Source organism: Streptomyces olivochromogenes, assembly GCF_001514115.1.
Classification (GTDB): domain Bacteria; phylum Actinomycetota; class Actinomycetes; order Streptomycetales; family Streptomycetaceae; genus Streptomyces; species Streptomyces olivochromogenes.
In genome coordinates this window covers 365,153-382,413 of record NZ_KQ948454.1, presented here as the reverse complement: position 1 = coordinate 382,413, position 17,261 = coordinate 365,153, and the positions used below count along the sequence as shown (strand labels likewise).

The following is a 17,261-nucleotide window of genomic DNA, read 5'->3' as shown; positions in this document are numbered from 1 at the left end:
GTCAGAACCAGCGGGAAGACTTCTTGGCGGCCTTGGCGCGGGCGGCCTCGGTGATGAGTCGCTGGCGCTCGCTGTGCAGGGCGGTCAGTTCCGCGTTCAGCCGCATCTCGGCGGCGGACCCGGTGGTGTCCATCCGCTCTTCGGCGTGGCTGGTGCTGCGGCCGCGGGAGGCGCGGTAGGCGCCGGCGGCCAGGGCGCGGGCCATGGCGCGGCGTTCCGAGCCGTTCAGCGGCCACCACTCGCCCCGGCGGACGGCTTCCAGCTTCTTCTGCGTCTGCTGGATCTCGCGGTCCAGACGGCGGATGTCGGAGTTGGCCATGGTCATCCCCTCCTGGGGTAGGTGTGGCCGGCGGGCGGCTGGTCGCACCGGTTGGCGTACAGGGCGCGGGCGACGGTCTGTTCGAACTGGTCCGGCTCGCGGTCGGGGGGCAGGGAGTCGCCGAGTGCGGCCATCAGGCCTACGGTGCGGGCGCAGTCGTCGGCGGCGGTCTCGCGGCGGACGCTCAACAGGCCCCCTGGTGGGCGGAGTCGTGGCTGTCGGGGTAGGCGCACAGCACGCACATGTCGAGCGAGCGCGGCAGGCAGTAGCTGTAAGTGATGCGGCACTTGGGGCAGGTGCGGCGGGCGAGCATCGCCAGCGCGAGCGCGCCCCATTTGCGCGAGGTCATCGGGCGTACGGGCTTGGCGAGGTCGATGCGGTAGAGGTAGGCGACCCGGACGTTCCCGGCGCGCCGGTTGATGCGCATGACCTGCGCCGCTATCGGCTGACCGCCCGGACGCAGCCCCCGGGCCCGTAACTGCCGGCGGGTAGCCAACTGGTCGTCGTCGGGGGCGAACTTCCAGGGGTAGGTGGGGATGCCGTAGCGGGCCCCGGACGGGTCGAAGCACTTGCCGAACGCGGCCGACATCAGGCGACCACGCGCTTCCACGCCGCCCTGAGGCGGACTTCGGATGCGGAGTGGCCGGCGGCGCGGAAGCGGGTGGCCATCTCGCGGTAGGAGAGGGCGGGGGTTTCGCTGTGGCGGATCTCGTCGACCAGCGTGTCGAGGGCTTCGTCGGTGAGGGCGGGCGCCGCGTCCAGCGTGAACGCCGATACCGGTTCGGTGGGTCCCCATACGGGGAGTTGCCAGCGGGGTGTGACGTCGGGTGTGACGCGGTTCGTCACGCTGGTCAGTGCCCTGCCGGTGTCCTCGCCGTCCCGTGCCGTCTCCAGCGTCGACCAGGCTCGCGAGAGGGTCTGTGCGGTCTTTGCTTGGACGCGTGCGACGCGGGCGCCGGCCTGCGTCACGGCCGTCAGCCGGGTCTCCTCGGTGGTGGCTTCGGCCCGCAGGCGGGCGCGGGCCACGGCCGCTTCGTCGCGGGCTTCCTGCTGGATTCCGCGGATCGCTCCGAGCGCGTTCGGGGTGAGCGCGGTCCGCTCCCACAGTCCGTGGACCAGCCACAGTGCCTTGGCGGCGATGGGCAGCCAGGCCACGGCCAGCCACGCGCCGGCGGACTCTTCGGCGGTGAGTGCGTGGGCGATCAGGACGCCGGCTGCGATCAGGCCGAAGGACCAGCCGACGCCGGTGACGGCGTGGCTGTGGTCGCCCTGCGCGGCCAGGCGGCGTTCGTAGGCGAGGGTGGCCAGCCATCCGCCGTCGATACCGAGACCGACGACCAGGGCGACCGGCCACGGCATCGCCGTTCCCAGCCACATCACCACCACGGCCAGGGTGAGGACCATGGACACCGCCGTCATGGCGACGGCCGGCAGCACGGTCTTGGTGGTCCTGGCGCTCATGCCGCACCCCCGGCGGCCATCTCGTCGGCGGTGCGGTTGGCGAGGGTCCGCCACTCGGTGAGGACCCGGGCGAGGGCGCGGCGCACGCGGCGGGTGTCGACCTCGTTCGGGGTGTGGTCCATGGCGATGATCTGCGCGTCGATCAGGTCGACGTCCGCCAGGATCAGCGGCATCTCCGACTCGATCGCGTCCAGCTCCGCATCCGTCGGCTCGTTCCAGTCGGCGAACGCGGTAACAGCTTCCTGAACAGTGACGATGTGGCTCATTGGGTCGTGTTCTCCCTAGTCGGTGGTACGGCCCGAAGCGGTCCCCGGGGTGCATCCCGGGGGCCGCGTGCCGTTGATGGGGAAAGCCGTGCGGATGATGGGCGGCATGGCTGTGGAGCAGCGGCCGCGGTGTGGTCAGCGCTGGACGACGTCCTTGCCGAGGTCGCGGTGCCGGACGGTGACGTCGTGGCCCGCGTCGCGCAGCAGTTCGGCGAGTGCGCGGGCGAAGGTGGGGGCGCGGTGCCGGCCTCCAGCGCACCCGTCGGCGACGGTGACCGTTCCGGCGGACGGGCCGGACGTGAACGCGTCCACCGCCGCGGCGGTCGCGAGCACGAGGGCGGCGACACCCGGGGTAGACAGCACCGCCGTGCGTACCGGCTCGTCGTCCGCGGTCATGTACCGGAGCTCCGGGCTGACGTGCGGGTCGCGGAAGTGGTGGCGCAGGTCGATGGTCAGGTGCGCGGCGGGCGGCTCGTCGTGCAGGTAGCCGAACGAAACGATCTCAATAGCAGCAGTCATGAGGGACTCCTAGGAGGCGAGGGGGGCGGTTCCGGGCTCCCCTCACCCGCCCCGGCAGTTCGGCGGGGCGGGATCGGGCAACCGGCAGCGGCACGTTCGGCCGCTGAGCCGTTGCGTACGAGGTGTGCGCGGCTCTTTCGCCGCGCGGACCGCCCACTTGCTCGCAGAGGCGGGGCGGTTTGCCTCAGGCACGCTGTTGAGTTCTCAAGCATCCGTCGCTTCCTTCGAGCCCGTTTCACGGAGCCCTCCGGGCGTTGGCGCAGGTCAAGCACTTGCGAATGCGGCCGGTGAAGCTCTTCCGGGCCTCGCGTTCCGGCGTAACTACAGATTGACCTAGGTCAATCTGACTGTCAAGGAGGTGCGATGAAGGATCAGAGATTGACCTAGGTCCGGTTACTCTCGGAGCCATGGACCAGAGCCCCGAAGCGCCCAAGCAGACGCCCACGGCCAAGGAGATTGCGGCGGAGTTCCGCGAAAAGATCACGGGCCCCGACCGCGAGTACGCCCCGGGGGACCAGCTCCCAGCAGCTCGCAAGCTCGCCAAGGAACTTGGCGTGCAGCTCATGACCGTTCAGAGTGCGTTCGGTCAGCTTCGCGATGAGGGGTTGGTTCTCACTCAGCAGGGCCGCGGGACGTTCGTCCGCGATCCTGCTGTGCCCCTCGGCACCGAGCCGGGCAGCAGCCCCGCGTTCACTGCCTTGGCAGCAGAGCTCAGCACGATTCACGACGCCCTCCACCTACTCGGTGAGCGTCTGGATCGGCTTGAGCGGCTTGTGGGTAGCGAGATTCCACCGTCGCCGTGAGTTCGTCCGCGCGCCTCAGCAGTCGTTCGACCTTGACGCGCGCCTCGCTCAAACTCGCTTTGATCAAGGCGAGTTCAGCAGGAGTCATGCCTTCCAGCTCGCCGCTTCGCTCATTGATCCCTGACATGCCAATGAGCATGTGGCCGGGAACGGCAGAGGACCCGGACAGACTGTCCGGGTCCTCTTTCCTTGCAGGTCAAAAGGATTGACGACTCGTCATCCAGTGGCCGTGTCCACTGCGTCCAGCACTGCCGCCCACGGGAGTTCGCGCCCCGCCGGCGCTTCTCGCGGCTCGTACAGCGGCCACACGTCCGGGCCGTAGACGACGTGCACGCCCCCCGCCCGAAGGGTGTCGATGTGCCGCTGCCACGCCGGGTGGCGAGCATGCGCCGCGTTTACCCGCGGGAAGACGACGACGGGCAAGCCGAGAGTGCCGATGGCCTCGCCCACCTGCGTCAGTGCCTGGTTGTCCATCAGGCCCGTCGCGAGTTTGGCCACCATGTTGGCCGACGCAGGGGCGACCACGTAGCAGTCAACCGGCGGGTGCGGTCGGGCGTCGCCGGGCAACCGTGGCTCGTCGCGCACGGGGAGACCAGTCAGCTTTTCCAGCTGCTCAACCTCGCCGCTCAGCCGCAGCCACTGACCCGCGGTCGGCGTCAGTGTGACGGCCACCTGCCATCCCCGCTCCATCGCGGGCTCAATCAGACCGGTACGCAGTGCCTCCACACCTCCGGCCGCAGACCCGACGACCCCGAGCACCCCACGCTTGCCTGAACTCACTGCACCGCCTTGCACCGTTGAGCCATTACGAACACCTCGGACGAACGCGAGCCACCCGTAACCGGAGACTGTTTGATCAGGTCCCGCAGGGTCTCGCGCACCCTGGGATTGTTACGTACGAGCTGCGGCGATGTGCGCTCAGCGGTTTGCAGCTCGGTGAACGCCTCATCACCTTGTCCGGCGAGCGACAGGGCGCGCGCGAAGTCGATTCGGTGCGAAACGCTGCGTTCCTGCGGCATGTGGTCCACGTTGATCCGCCCGTGCTCCACCACGTACGACACGTTGTCGAGGTCCAGCTCAATGGACAGCCGGTGAAGCTGGACGTTCGTGGGCCCAAAGCCGGTCTGCCAGTAGTTCTCATCCGACCCGAGGTCGTCCGCGAGTTCTTCGGCTCGGTCCAACAAGCCCGTTGCGCTGGGGCGGTCTTGGTGGCGCGCTGCTGCCACAGCGGCGCGCAGGTGAATCATCCCCAGCAGGCTCAGCGCCGCCGGGTCGTTCTCGGCGACCCGAGACGACAGCCATGCAGCGGCCGTATTGCCTAGCTCCAACGCGTCGTCATACCGGCCGTTGGCCAGCAGCGCGTGTGTGCCGGACCGTGCGGCCGACGCCAGCACAAGCGGGTCGTTCGACTCGTCCGCGGCGCGCATCGCGCGTTCGGCAGCAAGCCATGAGATGTCCGACTCGCCGATCTTCGCGAGCGTCGTTGCTGCGAGGTGGTGCGTCCGAGCCGACACTGCCCAGCAGTCGTTATGGTCCTCGCCACGGCGTGCCGCTCGCTCCTCAAGCTCCTGAGCTGTCTGGAGAAGCGCGGGAAGGGCGGCAATGACACTGCCGAGTCGCCCACCCTGGTAGTCGTTCCACGCGTGCTCCACACGCACGGCCGCAGGCGCGGGCGTAGGGAGCTGGACTTCGGCCTCAGGGCCGAAGAGCAAGCGCGACAGCCGCCGCGGGCTCATGAGCGCGTCGCGCACGGCCGGTACGTCGTCCTGCTGCCTTTCGTCCTCCATGAGTACGGTCTGACCGAGCAAGTCACCGAGGGGTACGCGCAGGATGCGCGACAGCTCCGCGAGCATGTCGATACGGGGCGGCTTCCGGCGCCCAGTTTCGATCTTGGCCAACCAGTCAGTGCTGTAGCCGACCAGTCCTGCCAGAACCTCTTGCGTGTAGCCGCGGCGCTTGCGGTAGAACGCGATCCGCTCGCCGATGCTGAGGTGATCTCCAAGGCCACGCATTACGTGCTGCCTCCTGCTGGTTGGGGGCCGGTTTCACGGTACAGAGCCAGTGGTGAGGCGGGTAGTTCGCCTTGCTCACCATCGGAGCTAGTACGAGCGTGACGGGCCCAGAGCAAAAAGACCCGGACACAATGTCCGGGTCTCTGACCTCGTGTTTCGCATGAGAGTCGGGCCGTTCCCGGGTGTCCGACTATGCTTCGCACGCTGCGCTCTACCTGAGGCTGGCGCCAGCGATAGCCATGCCTGAACCGAGGTGGCGCGTACGGCCGCTCCCAGACACGGCAGTCCCATGCCGCACTAGTACTACAGCCTCAGACGCCCCTGAAACTTTTTCCCCCGCTAATTACCTCTCAAGGTTCATTCGTCGGCGCCGGCACCGTTGAGCGCATCTAGCTGAAGTTCCCAGCGGGCCGCTTCCTCGTCTCGCCCCTGAGCTCGCAGCAGTTTCATTAGCTCTCCGATGGCCAGATTCCGCACTGCCTTCTGATTGCTCTGACTTGCCCGTTCGTACAAATGAATAGCATTAGATGTCTCGCCTCGCTCGGCATGCAGAATCCCCAAAGCCATCATTCCATGCTCGTCGCCAGCCTCAACGGCGAGAGTAAGAAAATGTCTAGCTTCCGCTGATTCATGGTCTCTTTGGCTAAGCAGCATGCCGTAGCCCACCATTCCCCTGACTTCTCCTGCCTCCGCTGCGCGGCGCAACAACCCCTCAGCCTCCTCCAGGGTCTCCTCATCCCCCATAAGCTGGATTCCCAAATGAGCCTGTGCTGAAATTCTGTTTCCGTGCTGGACTGCCCGGCGGAACCACTCTGTTGCCTCGCCCCGCTCTCCCCGCTGCGCGAGGAGATCCCCGAGCACCTCCATCGAGACAAAGCTTCCTTTCTCGGCAGATCTCCGAGTCCATACCAGGGCTTCCTCGAACTGATTCCGCTGCATCAGAACTACACCCAGCCCGCCCATGGCGTTAGCATCACCTGCAGCGGCAGCTTGGCGCAGCCAGTATTCACTTTCTTCGCGCCTGTCGGTCTTAAATAGCTGGAGTCCAGCGAGGGCCATAGATGTTACGTCTCTCCTTTCGGCGCCGCGCAATATCCAAGCCAGCGCCTCTTCATTTCTCCCAAGCTTCTCCAGAAACAAAGACAAGAGCCATATGGCGTGGTTAGATCCCGCCTCAGCTGCACGCGTGGCGGCTCTCTCGGCGATCGACGTATTTCCCGCCGCCTCTGCCGCCGTGAAAATTGATATCAAGGTGCTCGTGTGATTTGTATCCCTGAGTGTAATCTCCCATATCTCGTCACTTACGGATCGCGTACGCTGGGGTGCCGACTCGTTCGCATATTGAGTCAGGACATCGGAGACGGTATAGCTGTCGACAGCGCCAATTATCTTCGAATGCGGGGCCAGCGGCGAGCTAGCGCCCCGTACAGGCCGAGAGGCCCAGTGAACGGCCTCTTCAAACCAAGAATCGGAAGCCATTGCGCGAAGCCTCCCATTCATCAGAGCGACGGCAATATCGCGCAACGTGCCTACCGGAATTTCCTCCCCTATGCCGCACGCGCGCGCTGATACCGCCGCTGTAATTAGCAGGCGGCCGAACTCGTTTTCTCCCTGTATCCAGCGGTGGATCAACTCGGGCGCTGCCGCCAAAAGTTCGGTCACGCTCGCACTGGGGCCCCGGTGGATTACCTCGGCAATTCTCGGATCAATCTCTGCGATTTGGCGAGCTCTGTCTAGCTCTTTGAATGAAAAAGTCGAAATGTCAAACCGTGAAGCCAAGTTCAGGATATCTCTGGCGTTCCTATTTGGGTCCTCTTCCTCTGTTTCAGCTAACGGTGCCCGAAGGTGATTGTAGTTTTCTGGCCAAATGGTGCCAATCAAGATGGTTGGCGCGTTTCTATTCATGAGTATGCCTCGGATTACCTCAGCCTGTAGTTGCTCTGGGCCCAAAAATTTCTGGATTTCATCCAGCCATACAACTGTGTGACTAAGGTCGAATTCACTTGTCACGAGGCTTGATAGTGCTTTGGCGTCTGCGGGCATGCAAAGACGCCATTCGGGGAGTACGGCATTGATGGCTTCATAGGCGCATCTTGTCTTTCCGGAGGCGGCTCTTCCTACGAGGAGAAAAAATCCCCCGATCTCACTCTTGCTCCTGATTCCTGTATGGAGATCCGCGTCGATGTCGCGAGGTACGTAGATGGGTAGCTCGGGAGATATTGAGGACGCTTCTTCTGCGGGCAGAGGGATAGCTGGGTGAATGCCGAAGAGTGCCCTATTGTTGATCTCCGAGACCAGTGGCAGGGATCTGTTTTCGCCGCCGAGTCCTCGCAGTGTTTCGATTTGCGCATCCTCGTCCGCATTTATCTTTTCGCTCCGGCTCTTTAGTCTGTCAACGCCTGACTGTAGGAGCGGAGTGAACACGAGTAGAACGGCAGTTCCGATCGAAGCGACTACTGGAGCGACCCATGGAGGTGCAGGAATGTTTGCAGCCTTGAAGGCTTGAGGCCCTGCAGTGAAGAATATGACGATAAGGAGGAGCCCTAGTAAGCGTCCCCACATCCGTCGCCCGCGCCATCTCATGGTCACCAATGCTGCCGCAAGTTTGCCTGCGGCGTGTGGGGAATCGACGGACAGCGGCGGTCGAGCTCTTGGCGTGCTGGAGGAGGAGCGCCCCTCCGTATGTCTCGTCGGCCTTGAGAGAGCCAAGATCTGGTCTAGGGGGTCTGGGGGGCCGCCGTCTGTGGGCCGTCGAAGGGCGGCCCACAGTGACCAACAACGACCGTGGACGACTGCTCGATTGCAGGTCATCGGCACCGCGCCATGAGTCGTTCGAGGACCACCCTGCGGCGCGCAACTTCCTGCGCAACAAGCTTTTGGCCTGGCGCTCCGCAAGCAGACTCGGGCCGATGGCGTCGTACGGGCCCGGCTGGTTCGGGTCGGCGTTGGCCAACCTGCGGCCAACGTCACGGCCACCATCTGCTTGCTGAGGATAAAACAGCAGGTCAGAGGGGTACTTCCCCTTGCCAGTCGACCGGTCTTGAAAGTCGTCGTTGCCTTGGCGCGGTAGAACTTTCCCCACTGCATCAAGGCCCGCGCACGGCGCGGGCGCGCGCCGCCTCTGCGGCGCGGCCTGCCTCCTGTCTCCGCCCCGGCTGGCCGCGCCCGGCGGCGCGCTCGCGAGTGCGGGCATGGAGTGGGAGAACCCGCTGCGGCTGGGGCGGTCGGCTCCACGACTCTAGCCAGCCACTTTGGCGCGAGCCTCGAAGATCATGGCCCCAACGTCGTGCTTTACCGGGCAGGTCCACAGACTGCCCGACGCGCCGGAAGCTTACGGGGCCATGATCACTCGCGCCAAAGCAGCTCCCGGCCAAAGTCGTTCCGCCGACCTTAGCGAGCTACCTCACCCGGAATAGTGGGATCTTGCCGGCTGGACAGACGATCATCGAGTCGGGCCCACGTAGTACAAGAACCCGCCCCCCGTTCTCTGCCAGGTAAGCCCTCAGCGTCTCAGCCAGCCCGTTGCGGATCTCGTCTTCACTCTCCCCCTTCCCCGGTTCCAGCGTGATCCATGGCTCCGGCCATGCCGTGATGGCGGTTACCTGCACGGTCTGACCGTCAGCCATCAAGGCCGTTACACGGAGATGCGTCATGTCGTCCACCATGAGGTCCCACAGAAGCCGGACGCACATGAACCGGTCCGAACGGGCTAAGTCATGTCCAGCAAGCGACCACGAAGAAGCCTGCCGAGAAGTCACACCGCTCAGCGATCGAACTCCTAAGGCGGTGGTCAGGCCGTGGACCATCCGTGGACACGCCGCACCCGACCGAGGACCTGTGCAGCCGTGACCAGCGACGTTACTCGGGTCACAACGGGCCTTCGAAGCCGTGTGCGCGGGTTCGAAGCCCCCTGCCCAACTCTGGAAAGGGCGCCCCGTCTTCAAGGGGACCCCTCGGCCGTCTGCTTGGTCGGCTCAGGCGTTGGGGCGCTTGCCGTGATTGGCCTTCTTCTTCTTACGGCCGCGTCGCTTGTTCCCTCGCTTAGCCATGGTGCACATCTCCCTAATTCAGGACTTTCCATGCCTTCGCCAGTCTAGATTCGGCCCGGGGTGTCCGCATCAGCGGTGCCGCGGCCACAGTGCCCATACCGGCGCTCGGCCACCCCAGAGCAATCACTGGCTTCTGTCGAATGCGCGTCGAAGCCGCCCAGGCCTATCGATCACAACGCTGCCAACCGCAGGTCAGAGGTCGTGCAGCGTCGGACCATCAAGGGCCTTCTAAGCTCGTAGCCTCTTAGCGCGTGCCACATCCGTGCCACATAGTGCGGTCAACAACGGTCAACGGAGGCTCGCCGCGGTGGGGATGAGCCGATGAGCTGGGCTGGCTCTACAGCCTCAGCGACCTGGGCGTCCTGGTCGCAGGTCACGCCCGCCCTTACAAGGCGGCGGTTGACGAGTCTCCGGCGGACAGACTCAACGCTCCCAGGGGCGATCACGGCCACGTCCGCGGTCGCACGAATTTTCAAGATCAGGACGAGACGCGGACGGAGACCGAGTACCCCGCTCATGCATCCCATAAAGGGCCTGGTCAAGCAGGTTGTGGGCGCGAGATCTTGAGGGGACTGTAAATCTGCCGGCTCAGCCTTCCCAGGTTCGAATCCTGGCGCCGCCACACGGGAAACAAAGGCCCCGTGACCTGCCCTCTACGCAGGTCACGGGGCCTTTGTCATGTGCTCTCCTGAGGGACGTGCTGTCTCGCGCTGTCTCGCATTCGAACGCCCCGCCTCGGGGTGCGTGGACGGGCTGTGGACGGGATTTCCGACCCCTCAGCCGTGCCGCCCCAGACGGGCGGAGATCTTGGCGTTGGCGGCGTCGTCTCCGTCGCTGAGGAACTTCGCGTACACCCGGAAGAGGACGGCCACGCTGTGCCCAGCACGCTTGGCCACGGGCTGAGGTTCCACACCGGAGCTGAGCCACGTGGAGACCGCCGTATGGCGAAGGTCATATGGTCGCTTGGCCAGTGGGGATTCCTGCTGTGCGGGTGTCAGGGCGCGCGACCGGGCTTCGGCCCAGACTTCGCCGTAACCGGTGTCCTGGATCAGCCCACCGCGTTGGGTCTGGAACAGTCGGCCGTCGGGCGCCGTGCGGTACGCGGTGACGTGCCACCGCAGCAGGGCGACCAGCTCGGGTGGGATCGGGACCGGGCGGACCGCCTTCCGCGAACGGTGCTTCAGGCCCCGCCTGTCGTGAGCCTCCCCGCTGTCTGTCCACGCTGAGCCCGACCGCGGCCGCGTCTCCTTGAGCCGCAGCATGCCTCACCCCCGGCGCGGTAGGTCGCAGTCCTGGAGGCGTAGCCCGATGACTTCCGCCGGCCGCGCCGCGGCGTAGTACATGCAGCCGAAGAACGCGACCAGACGCCGCCCACGGGGGCTCTGGTCCCGCACGGCGTCCAAGAGCTTGGCAGCCTGCTCGGGGTCCGGCACACAGGCAGGGTCCAACTCCTCTTCTACCTGCTCCGGTGCTTTCCACTTGATGCGGGTGAGCGGGTTCTCGGTGAGGAGGTCGGCCTCCACCGCGTACTCCAGGGAGTTGTGGAAGATTGCTCGCTTCCGCCGGATCGTTCTCGCCGCCGCGGTCTTGCCATCCAGCTTCTTGGAGAGGGCGGTGAGGGTGCTCCGTACGAGCAGGCGGTCGGAGAGAGCAGACGTGGGCAGCGACTTCCGCTTGAACCAGTCCAGCGCTTTCGCAATGTCAGCCGGGGCGTCTTCCTCCCAACGGTTCTTGTTGAACGCCCAGCTATAGAGGGTGGTGCGCACAACCCTGGCGTCCGGCAAGCCCTTGGTGTCCTTCACCAACGTGGGGGTCACGGTGGCCATGGCTTCGGCGAGGGTCCGTCGTGTGGAGGCGGGGGAGTCGTCCCACTTCATCGCGATGTAGTTGCGGGCGTGCTCGTACCACGAGATATCCCGCTCCTTGACGACCAGGGACTTCGGCAGTCCGCTGTCCACGTCGAAAGCCTCGCCCTCGCGGGCCGCGGTGATGAGCTGGGCTCGTTGGCTCTCGGCCAGGCCCGAAGTGAGGAACGACTCCGAGTGCGGGCGCGTGCCCACCTTCCACGCCAGATTTGGGGGCGCCCGGAAGCTACCTAGGCACCTCTGAGGCTGCTCGTTATCGTGGAGCATCACGCACTCACTCGGGGGGACCGCCTGTGATCGAGCTCGGCGTGCTGTTTGGTCTGTTGGTGGCAGCGGTACTGGTCCTGCTCTTCGTGCTCCTGCGCCGAAGAAACGGCAACACGGAGAACGTCGACGGTCGCCTGATCGAGCAAGCACGGCGGCTGCAGGCGTACAACGACAGGGTCTCCTACAACGCTGCCGCAGTGCACAGCTCTTCGCCCACCATGACCGACCACTACCGTCCCTAACCCCACGGGGGCTACGGGAGCTTGAGCGAGAACTCGGAGCACGCGCACGCCGGCGTTCCGCCAGGCCAAACCGTAGCTCCGACGCCCCATGACGTGACGGCAGTCTTTGACGGCAACACCGGTGCACATCGCCGTATCGGGAGAACCAGCCGGACACCTCGCAAGCCAGGCCGGACGGCATCACCCCTGGTCGTTGGACTGTTGGGGGAACTTGTAAAGCGAAGATCGTTGGTTCGAATCCGACAGGGGCTTCGGGGCGGCATTGAGCCGCGCTGTGGGCCATACGTGGGCCAGCGCTCCCCTGGATCTGCCGCATCAAGTTATAGACGCAGGTCAGAGGTGGCTCTGGTAGTGATACCGCGACCCTCTTGAAAGCCGCTGCGCTCTCAGCACGGTGCAGATTTCCCTACTTCATCGAGGCTGAGGCGGCCACCGGGGACGTCATCGTCGGGCAGATCGCGCTGATCGTAACTAGGTAAGCCCGTGCGCCTAAGCGCAGGGGCTTACCTAGTTACGCAGCGATTCGGGGGTGGTGCTTCCGCTATACGGTGCTACCGCTCCAGGCGAACGTGCTCAGGTTGGGCTCCTCATCGAGCCAGGAGGCCATGTAGACGCCAGTGCCAGAGGGAAAGGTGCCGAGGTAGAGGTGGTTCTGGTTCTGAATGTGTCCGTCGTCCGCGGTCCAGAACTGCCCCGACCGGTCGCCCCCACAGGGGGCCATGTAGACGTCGTCACCGCCGGTCGCATAGTCCGAGGTGAGACAGTCCCCGCTGATGTTGTTTACGAGCCGACGCATCGCGTGACCGTTCCAGGTGTTCGTCTCCGCCAGCGGCGCTCTTACCCCGGCATCCGCTGTAGGCGCCGACTGGCAGTACGTCAATGGCGTTCGCCGTGGCCGCGGTGCCGTTGAGGCACTTCGCGTAGACCCGGAAGAGGACGGCCACGCTGTGGTCGGCGCGCGGCGGCCGCCTGTGGTTCCACACCGGAACTGAGGCGCGTGGAGACGGCGTCGTGGCGTAGGTCATGTGGGCGCTTGGCGAGCTGTGAGGCGCGTTGAGCAGGAGGCGGGAGGGATTGGCCGCGGGGCGGTGAGCTGGGCCGTCAGGGCCAGAGGTCATGAACTCGTCAGATAGGCTGCCGCCTCTTGTCATGGGGTCCTCCTGAAGAGGTGTGAATGAAGACAGACAGACGAACCGTCGCGGTGGCCACGCTCGTGGGGGCGCTGGGGCTCTCGGTGCTGAACGCGCCGACGGCTCAGGCGGCGGACACCGGCATCACCGTGTCGGACATCGTCATCAACAACGGCAAGCCGATCGTCGCCGGCACGTCGAAGGAGGTGGAGCCGCCCATCAGTTTCAACATCGCGCTGCCTTCCGGGTACAGCACTGCCAACCCCTCCCGCTACGACGCGTACCCCTTCCTCTACCGCGGCAGCATCAAGACGGCGGCCGACACCGGAGAGAACTTCATCGGGCCGGGCGGCTACACCTGCTACGAGATCGACTCCAAGCACGCTCGCTGCGAGGGCAACCTCTACATCGACCCGCACCCGAGCCAGGACCACGTCGACTCCAACAGCGACGCCACGACCTGGAAGGTCGGCGTCTCGCTGCGGCTGTGGAAGGCCGACGGCGGCCTCAAGACCGGGGAACTGGAGACGCGGTCCACGACCGCCCAGCTCAAGCGCGCGGCCAAGGCAACCGCCAACGCCTCGCCGGAGCCGGTCACCAAGGGCAAGTCGATCACCGTCACGGGCAAGCTGACCCGGGCGAACTGGAGCACGAAGAAGTACGACGCCTACAGCGGCCGTACGGTCAGCCTCCAGTTCCGCGCCAAGGGCGCCGACACCTTCAAGACGGTCAAGAAGGCCACCACCAGCAGCACCGGGGGTCTGAAAGTCACGGTCACCGCCTCGGTCGACGGCTCCTACCGCTGGGTGTACTCCGGCAACTCCACGACCGGCGTCGCCACCAGCGCGGCCGACTACGTCGACGTGCGCTGACCCCCTCGGTACAGGGTCGGGATCTCGCCGCCCTCGGCCCTCGGCAGCGTGACCCCCGTCAGGCCGCGTAGCCCGCGTTCCGCCACGGCGGTCGGCTCGGCGGCGGTCGGTGGGTGCCTGTGGGACAGATGGGCGGCAGGCCGAACAGGAACCAGGCCAGGTGGATCACCTCACGCGGACCGTAGATCTGCCGGCTCAGCCTTCCCGGGTTCGAATCCTGGCGCCGCCACACGACCGAAAGGGTCTGTGATCAGCAGCAATGCCGATCACGGGCCCTTTCGTCGTTCCAGAGGCGTGCGGCATCGATTTAGTCGCCATAGCCGCCCCATGTACTTCCGCGTACTTCCGCGACAGCAATCGCGTCTCCGTGATCTCCGGTCGAGTTCATCGACGTGGACGAGATCGGCATCCAGCTCCAGCCCGGCGTGCCCCAGGGCATCGCCCGCCGATGGGGTAGAGCGCCTGCTTTGGCCATAGAGCGCGTGCCTCGCCGTGGGCATGGGCGGCATTCAGCGGTTGGCCAAGGGCGTTCACCGGTACGAATGCGTTGTTTCACCAGCAGCCTTGACGTGGCCGCGCCACAGTCCTACTGTCGCGACACCAAGCGTTCATGTTGGGATATGAAGTTCACAGACATGAACGCTCCATGCTGAGAAATACGCGCGCCCGCCAACCGAGTCCACCGAGCAGACAGGAAGGCACCCCCCATGCGCATGCGTACGCTGCTCACCTCCCTGGCCACCGTCACCGCCGTCAGCGGCGGCCTGGTCCTTGTGGCTCCCGCCGCGCCGGCCAGTTCGCTTTCCGTCGCCGCGGGCGTAGCCGCCGCACCCAGCGGTCAGCGCAGTACCAGCGTCGTTTCCTCACCCATGGCGGACCCGTCCGTCGCGCCCGGTGGGAATTTCGACCTGTCGGTATGGCAGCTTCAGGAGCCGGTGGGCTCCCCCGGCTCGCCGACGACGATCCCGTCCTCCCGGCTTCAGGGGGCCAACGGGTTCCAGGACTCGTACTTCTACACGGACACCCGTGACGGCGCGATGACCTTCTGGGCACCGGAGAAGGGCGTCACCACACCGAACTCGAACTACGCCCGCTCCGAACTGCGGGAGATGAACCGCAACGGCACCGCCGCCAACTGGTCGCTCAGCGGCACGCACCAAATGAAGGCGACGCTGCGGGTCGTGTCCGTCACATCGAACGTCTGCGTCGGACAGATCCACCTCGGTACAGGAGGTTCGTCCACCAAGCCGCTGCTGGAGCTGTACTACCGGTCGAGCGGTGACATCGTCCTCGGCACGGAGAACTCGCCCTCCGGAGGGCAGACGCTGCACACCGTAGGCCACGTATCGGTCGGCAAGACATGGAGCTACACGATCGCGGTCTCGGGCGGACACACCATCGACTTGACGGTGAACGGGAGCACCACGCACTACGCCATCCCGTCGTCGTTCGACGCCTACAAGCAGTACTTCAAGGCCGGCTCGTACAACCAGTCGTCCTCCGACAGCACCACCAAGGGCGCTCGGGTCGCCTTCTACGGCCTCACCGTCTCCCACGGTTGAGCGAACCTCGACGCATCCCGCACCGTCAGCGAGGGCGCTGATCCTGGCGCTTGGTTGTGGGGCCCTCGCGGGGCGAGGGCGCGGGTTGGCCGCGCAGCCGAAGGCGTCGGCCTCAGCCTCGGCCCAACTGGGCCCCTCTGCCCATTCCTTGTGGTGAGCTCACGTCATGCGGCGTCTCCGGGGCTGGTCAGGTGGCGGTGGCAGGGGTGTGGAAGTAGTGGCCCTTTTCGAGGTCTTCGAGGAGGCCGGGGTGGGTCGGCTGCCAGTCCAGCAGTTCGCGGGTCAGGGTGTTCGACACCAGGGCGTCGAGGCTCATGAAGGGGCTCAGCCAGGTGAAGTGCTCAGCCGCGGCCTCGGGGGCCACGGAGGTCACCGGCAGGTCGAGGTGGCGCCCGATCACCTCGGCGATGTCGCGGATCGCGACGCCCTCCTCCGCGACGCCGTGCAGCACCGATCCGGCGGGTGCCTTCTCGACGGCCAGGCGGAACAGCCGTGCGATATCGAGGCGGTGTACTGCGGGCCAGTGATGGGCGCCGTCGCCGATGTAGCCGGAGACGCCCTTGGCGCGGGCGATGGCGACCAAGGTCCCCACCCAGGCGTAGTCCCCCTCGCCGTGGCAGGTCGGAGAGACCCGCACCACCGATGAGCGGACGCCGCGCGAGGCGAGATCGAGCGCCGCCTGGGCGGTGGCCGATCGGATCGACAGCGGCGAGCCGTCGATCGTGGGCATGTCCCGCTCGGTGGCCACGCGACCGGGCGCGAGGCCGATCACGCCGGAGGCGAGGACGAAGGGGCGGTCGGTGCCGGCGAGCGCGTCGCCGAAGGTGTCGACGGCGCGGCGATCGGCCTCGGCGGCGCCCTGGTAGTCGCCGGTGAACGCGACGTCGCCCTTGAAGGCGAGGTGGATCACCCCGTCCGACGCGGCGGCCGCGTCCCGCAGTACCTCAAGGTCGTCGATGGTGCCGCGGACGACCTCCACGCCGGCGGCGGTGAGCGCGGCGGCGGAGGCGTCGGAGCGGGCGAGCCCGACGACCTGGTGCCCCGCGTCGATGAGCTCGGGAACGACGGCGGAGCCGATGAAGCCGGACGCGCCGGTCACGAAGATGCGCACGAGGAACCTCAAACTGTTGATGTCAGTGACTGTCATCGACAGTACACCTGATGTCAGTCACTGTCATAACGTAGGATCTGCCCATGGGTCGATGGGAGCCGAACGCGCACGGGCGCCTCGCCGCAGCAGCGCTGGAGCTCTACAGCGAGCGCGGATACGAGCAGACCACCGTGGCGGAGATCGCCAGACGCGCCGGGCTCACGGAGCGGACCTTCTTCCGGCACTACGCCGACAAGCGCGAGGTGCTGTTCGCCACGTCCGGCGAGTTTCAGGAGCTGTTCGTGCGGGCGGTCGCCGGCGCTCTGAAGTCCGCGGCGCCGATCGACGCGCTGGCGGTGGGCCTTGATGCGGTCTCCGAGATGCTCACCGACCAACGCGACTGCGTCCGTACTCGGCAGGCTGTGATCATGGCGAACCCCGAGCTCCAGGAGCGCGACCTGATCAAGCTCACCTCGATGTCTGCCGCGCTCGCCGACACCCTGCGCCGACACGGCGTTACGGAGCCGGCCGCGAGCCTGGCCGCCGAGGCGGGAGTCGCCGTCTTCAAAGTCGGCTTCGAGCGCTGGGTCGCGGGGGACGAGGAACGCGAGTTGTCGCGGTTGATGCGGGAATCGCTGGACGAACTCAAGGCCGTGACCGCGGGCCGCTAGGTGTAGTGCCCTGAAGGGGGTGTGGACGCGGGTGACGGGTGACCGGCCCGCGAGTGCGGCCATCGGCGCGGCATCGAGGTCGGGCGGAGTGAGTAGCCGACCGGGCATCTGTGGGCGGTCAGGAGCGAGTCCC

17 protein-coding genes and 1 pseudogene are annotated in these 17,261 nt (G+C 66.1%); 5 read left to right on the top strand and 13 right to left on the bottom strand.

Annotated features, from left to right (window positions below):
* Nucleotide 1: 1 nt before the first annotated feature.
* The 6 genes from AQJ27_RS14180 to AQJ27_RS14155 form a co-directional block, all read right to left on the bottom strand.
* On the bottom strand, nucleotides 2–319 hold the full coding sequence (locus AQJ27_RS14180) for a hypothetical protein (protein WP_067367273.1): 318 nt from the start codon (nucleotides 317–319) through the stop codon (nucleotides 2–4).
* A gap of 2 nt (nucleotides 320–321) precedes the next feature.
* The gene (locus AQJ27_RS14175) at nucleotides 322–507 is read right to left on the bottom strand and encodes a hypothetical protein (protein ID WP_067367270.1); all 186 of its coding nucleotides are present in this window, start codon (nucleotides 505–507) and stop codon (nucleotides 322–324) included.
* Entirely contained in the window at nucleotides 504–908 is a 405-nt protein-coding gene (locus AQJ27_RS14170; RefSeq protein ID WP_067367267.1) for an RRQRL motif-containing zinc-binding protein, read from the bottom strand. The genes AQJ27_RS14175 and AQJ27_RS14170 overlap by 4 nt, the downstream gene beginning before the upstream one ends.
* Nucleotides 908–1,780 carry a protein spdB gene (locus AQJ27_RS14165; protein ID WP_067367264.1) on the bottom strand — a complete coding sequence of 291 codons (873 nt, stop codon included), beginning with the start codon at nucleotides 1,778–1,780 and terminating at the stop codon, nucleotides 908–910. The genes AQJ27_RS14170 and AQJ27_RS14165 overlap by 1 nt, the downstream gene beginning before the upstream one ends.
* A complete protein-coding gene (locus AQJ27_RS14160) occupies nucleotides 1,777–2,046 on the bottom strand; it encodes a DUF6284 family protein (protein ID WP_067367261.1) in 270 nt (89 codons plus the stop codon). The genes AQJ27_RS14165 and AQJ27_RS14160 overlap by 4 nt, the downstream gene beginning before the upstream one ends.
* Nucleotides 2,047–2,181: 135 nt before the next feature.
* On the bottom strand, nucleotides 2,182–2,565 hold the full coding sequence (locus tag AQJ27_RS14155; RefSeq protein ID WP_067367258.1) for a RapZ C-terminal domain-containing protein: 384 nt from the start codon (nucleotides 2,563–2,565) through the stop codon (nucleotides 2,182–2,184).
* A 407-nt stretch (nucleotides 2,566–2,972) separates the two neighbouring features.
* On the opposite strand from AQJ27_RS14155, the gene AQJ27_RS14150 reads away from it, so the two are divergent.
* Nucleotides 2,973–3,368: a GntR family transcriptional regulator gene (locus AQJ27_RS14150; RefSeq protein ID WP_067367253.1), complete on the top strand. Its 396-nt coding sequence runs from the start codon at nucleotides 2,973–2,975 to the stop codon at nucleotides 3,366–3,368.
* A gap of 216 nt (nucleotides 3,369–3,584) precedes the next feature.
* On the opposite strand, the gene AQJ27_RS14145 is transcribed toward AQJ27_RS14150, so the two are convergent.
* The 5 genes and pseudogenes from AQJ27_RS14145 to AQJ27_RS60790 all read right to left on the bottom strand — a co-directional run bounded on the left by AQJ27_RS14145 (nucleotide 3,585) and on the right by AQJ27_RS60790 (nucleotide 11,561).
* Nucleotides 3,585–4,094 carry a flavoprotein gene (locus tag AQJ27_RS14145; protein WP_235613590.1) on the bottom strand — a complete coding sequence of 170 codons (510 nt, stop codon included), beginning with the start codon at nucleotides 4,092–4,094 and terminating at the stop codon, nucleotides 3,585–3,587.
* A gap of 50 nt (nucleotides 4,095–4,144) precedes the next feature.
* On the bottom strand, nucleotides 4,145–5,380 hold the full coding sequence (locus tag AQJ27_RS14140; RefSeq protein ID WP_067367247.1) for a helix-turn-helix domain-containing protein: 1,236 nt from the start codon (nucleotides 5,378–5,380) through the stop codon (nucleotides 4,145–4,147).
* A gap of 357 nt (nucleotides 5,381–5,737) precedes the next feature.
* A complete protein-coding gene (locus AQJ27_RS56370) occupies nucleotides 5,738–7,804 on the bottom strand; it encodes a tetratricopeptide repeat protein (RefSeq protein ID WP_159064354.1) in 2,067 nt (688 codons plus the stop codon).
* A 1,550-nt stretch (nucleotides 7,805–9,354) separates the two neighbouring features.
* Nucleotides 9,355–9,429 carry a 50S ribosomal protein bL37 gene (locus AQJ27_RS60795; RefSeq protein WP_099504217.1) on the bottom strand — a complete coding sequence of 25 codons (75 nt, stop codon included), beginning with the start codon at nucleotides 9,427–9,429 and terminating at the stop codon, nucleotides 9,355–9,357.
* Nucleotides 9,430–10,205: 776 nt separating this feature from the next.
* A pseudogene (locus tag AQJ27_RS60790) lies at nucleotides 10,206–11,561 on the bottom strand (tyrosine-type recombinase/integrase).
* 26 nt (nucleotides 11,562–11,587) lie between these two features.
* On the opposite strand from AQJ27_RS60790, the gene AQJ27_RS14125 reads away from it, so the two are divergent.
* Entirely contained in the window at nucleotides 11,588–11,803 is a 216-nt protein-coding gene (locus tag AQJ27_RS14125) for a hypothetical protein (RefSeq protein ID WP_067367233.1), read from the top strand.
* A 541-nt stretch (nucleotides 11,804–12,344) separates the two neighbouring features.
* Here the strand turns inward: AQJ27_RS14125 and AQJ27_RS14120 are convergent.
* On the bottom strand, nucleotides 12,345–12,599 hold the full coding sequence (locus AQJ27_RS14120; RefSeq protein ID WP_067367230.1) for an RICIN domain-containing protein: 255 nt from the start codon (nucleotides 12,597–12,599) through the stop codon (nucleotides 12,345–12,347).
* Nucleotides 12,600–12,977: 378 nt separating this feature from the next.
* Here AQJ27_RS14120 and AQJ27_RS14115 point away from each other — a divergent pair, with 378 nt between their 5' ends.
* Nucleotides 12,978–13,805, top strand: a complete 828-nt coding sequence (locus AQJ27_RS14115; protein WP_067367226.1) for a hypothetical protein — start codon at nucleotides 12,978–12,980, stop codon at nucleotides 13,803–13,805.
* A 707-nt stretch (nucleotides 13,806–14,512) separates the two neighbouring features.
* Entirely contained in the window at nucleotides 14,513–15,367 is an 855-nt protein-coding gene (locus tag AQJ27_RS14110) for a polysaccharide lyase family 7 protein (RefSeq protein ID WP_067367223.1), read from the top strand.
* A gap of 187 nt (nucleotides 15,368–15,554) precedes the next feature.
* Here AQJ27_RS14110 and AQJ27_RS14105 read toward each other — a convergent pair whose 3' ends face one another.
* Nucleotides 15,555–16,478 carry an SDR family oxidoreductase gene (locus AQJ27_RS14105; protein WP_067367220.1) on the bottom strand — a complete coding sequence of 308 codons (924 nt, stop codon included), beginning with the start codon at nucleotides 16,476–16,478 and terminating at the stop codon, nucleotides 15,555–15,557.
* Between the two features lie 83 nt (nucleotides 16,479–16,561).
* Between AQJ27_RS14105 and AQJ27_RS14100 the strand changes: the two genes are divergently transcribed.
* Entirely contained in the window at nucleotides 16,562–17,128 is a 567-nt protein-coding gene (locus AQJ27_RS14100; protein WP_067367217.1) for a TetR/AcrR family transcriptional regulator, read from the top strand.
* Nucleotides 17,129–17,261: the final 133 nt, after the last annotated feature.

Bases quoted from the DNA above. Each gene is read 5' to 3' on its own strand.
- AQJ27_RS14180 (WP_067367273.1), bottom strand. From the start codon at position 319: ATGGCCAACTCCGACATCCGCCGTCTGGACCGCGAGATCCAGCAGACG.
- AQJ27_RS14170 (WP_067367267.1), bottom strand. From the start codon at position 908: ATGTCGGCCGCGTTCGGCAAGTGCTTCGACCCGTCCGGGGCCCGCTAC.
- AQJ27_RS14165 (WP_067367264.1), bottom strand. From the start codon at position 1,780: ATGAGCGCCAGGACCACCAAGACCGTGCTGCCGGCCGTCGCCATGACG.
- AQJ27_RS14160 (WP_067367261.1), bottom strand. From the start codon at position 2,046: ATGAGCCACATCGTCACTGTTCAGGAAGCTGTTACCGCGTTCGCCGAC.
- AQJ27_RS14155 (WP_067367258.1), bottom strand. From the start codon at position 2,565: ATGACTGCTGCTATTGAGATCGTTTCGTTCGGCTACCTGCACGACGAG.
- AQJ27_RS14150 (WP_067367253.1), top strand. From the start codon at position 2,973: ATGGACCAGAGCCCCGAAGCGCCCAAGCAGACGCCCACGGCCAAGGAG.
- AQJ27_RS14140 (WP_067367247.1), bottom strand. From the start codon at position 5,380: ATGCGTGGCCTTGGAGATCACCTCAGCATCGGCGAGCGGATCGCGTTC.
- AQJ27_RS14120 (WP_067367230.1), bottom strand. From the start codon at position 12,599: ATGCGTCGGCTCGTAAACAACATCAGCGGGGACTGTCTCACCTCGGAC.
- AQJ27_RS14115 (WP_067367226.1), top strand. From the start codon at position 12,978: ATGAAGACAGACAGACGAACCGTCGCGGTGGCCACGCTCGTGGGGGCG.
- AQJ27_RS14110 (WP_067367223.1), top strand. From the start codon at position 14,513: ATGCGCATGCGTACGCTGCTCACCTCCCTGGCCACCGTCACCGCCGTC.
- AQJ27_RS14100 (WP_067367217.1), top strand. From the start codon at position 16,562: ATGGGTCGATGGGAGCCGAACGCGCACGGGCGCCTCGCCGCAGCAGCG.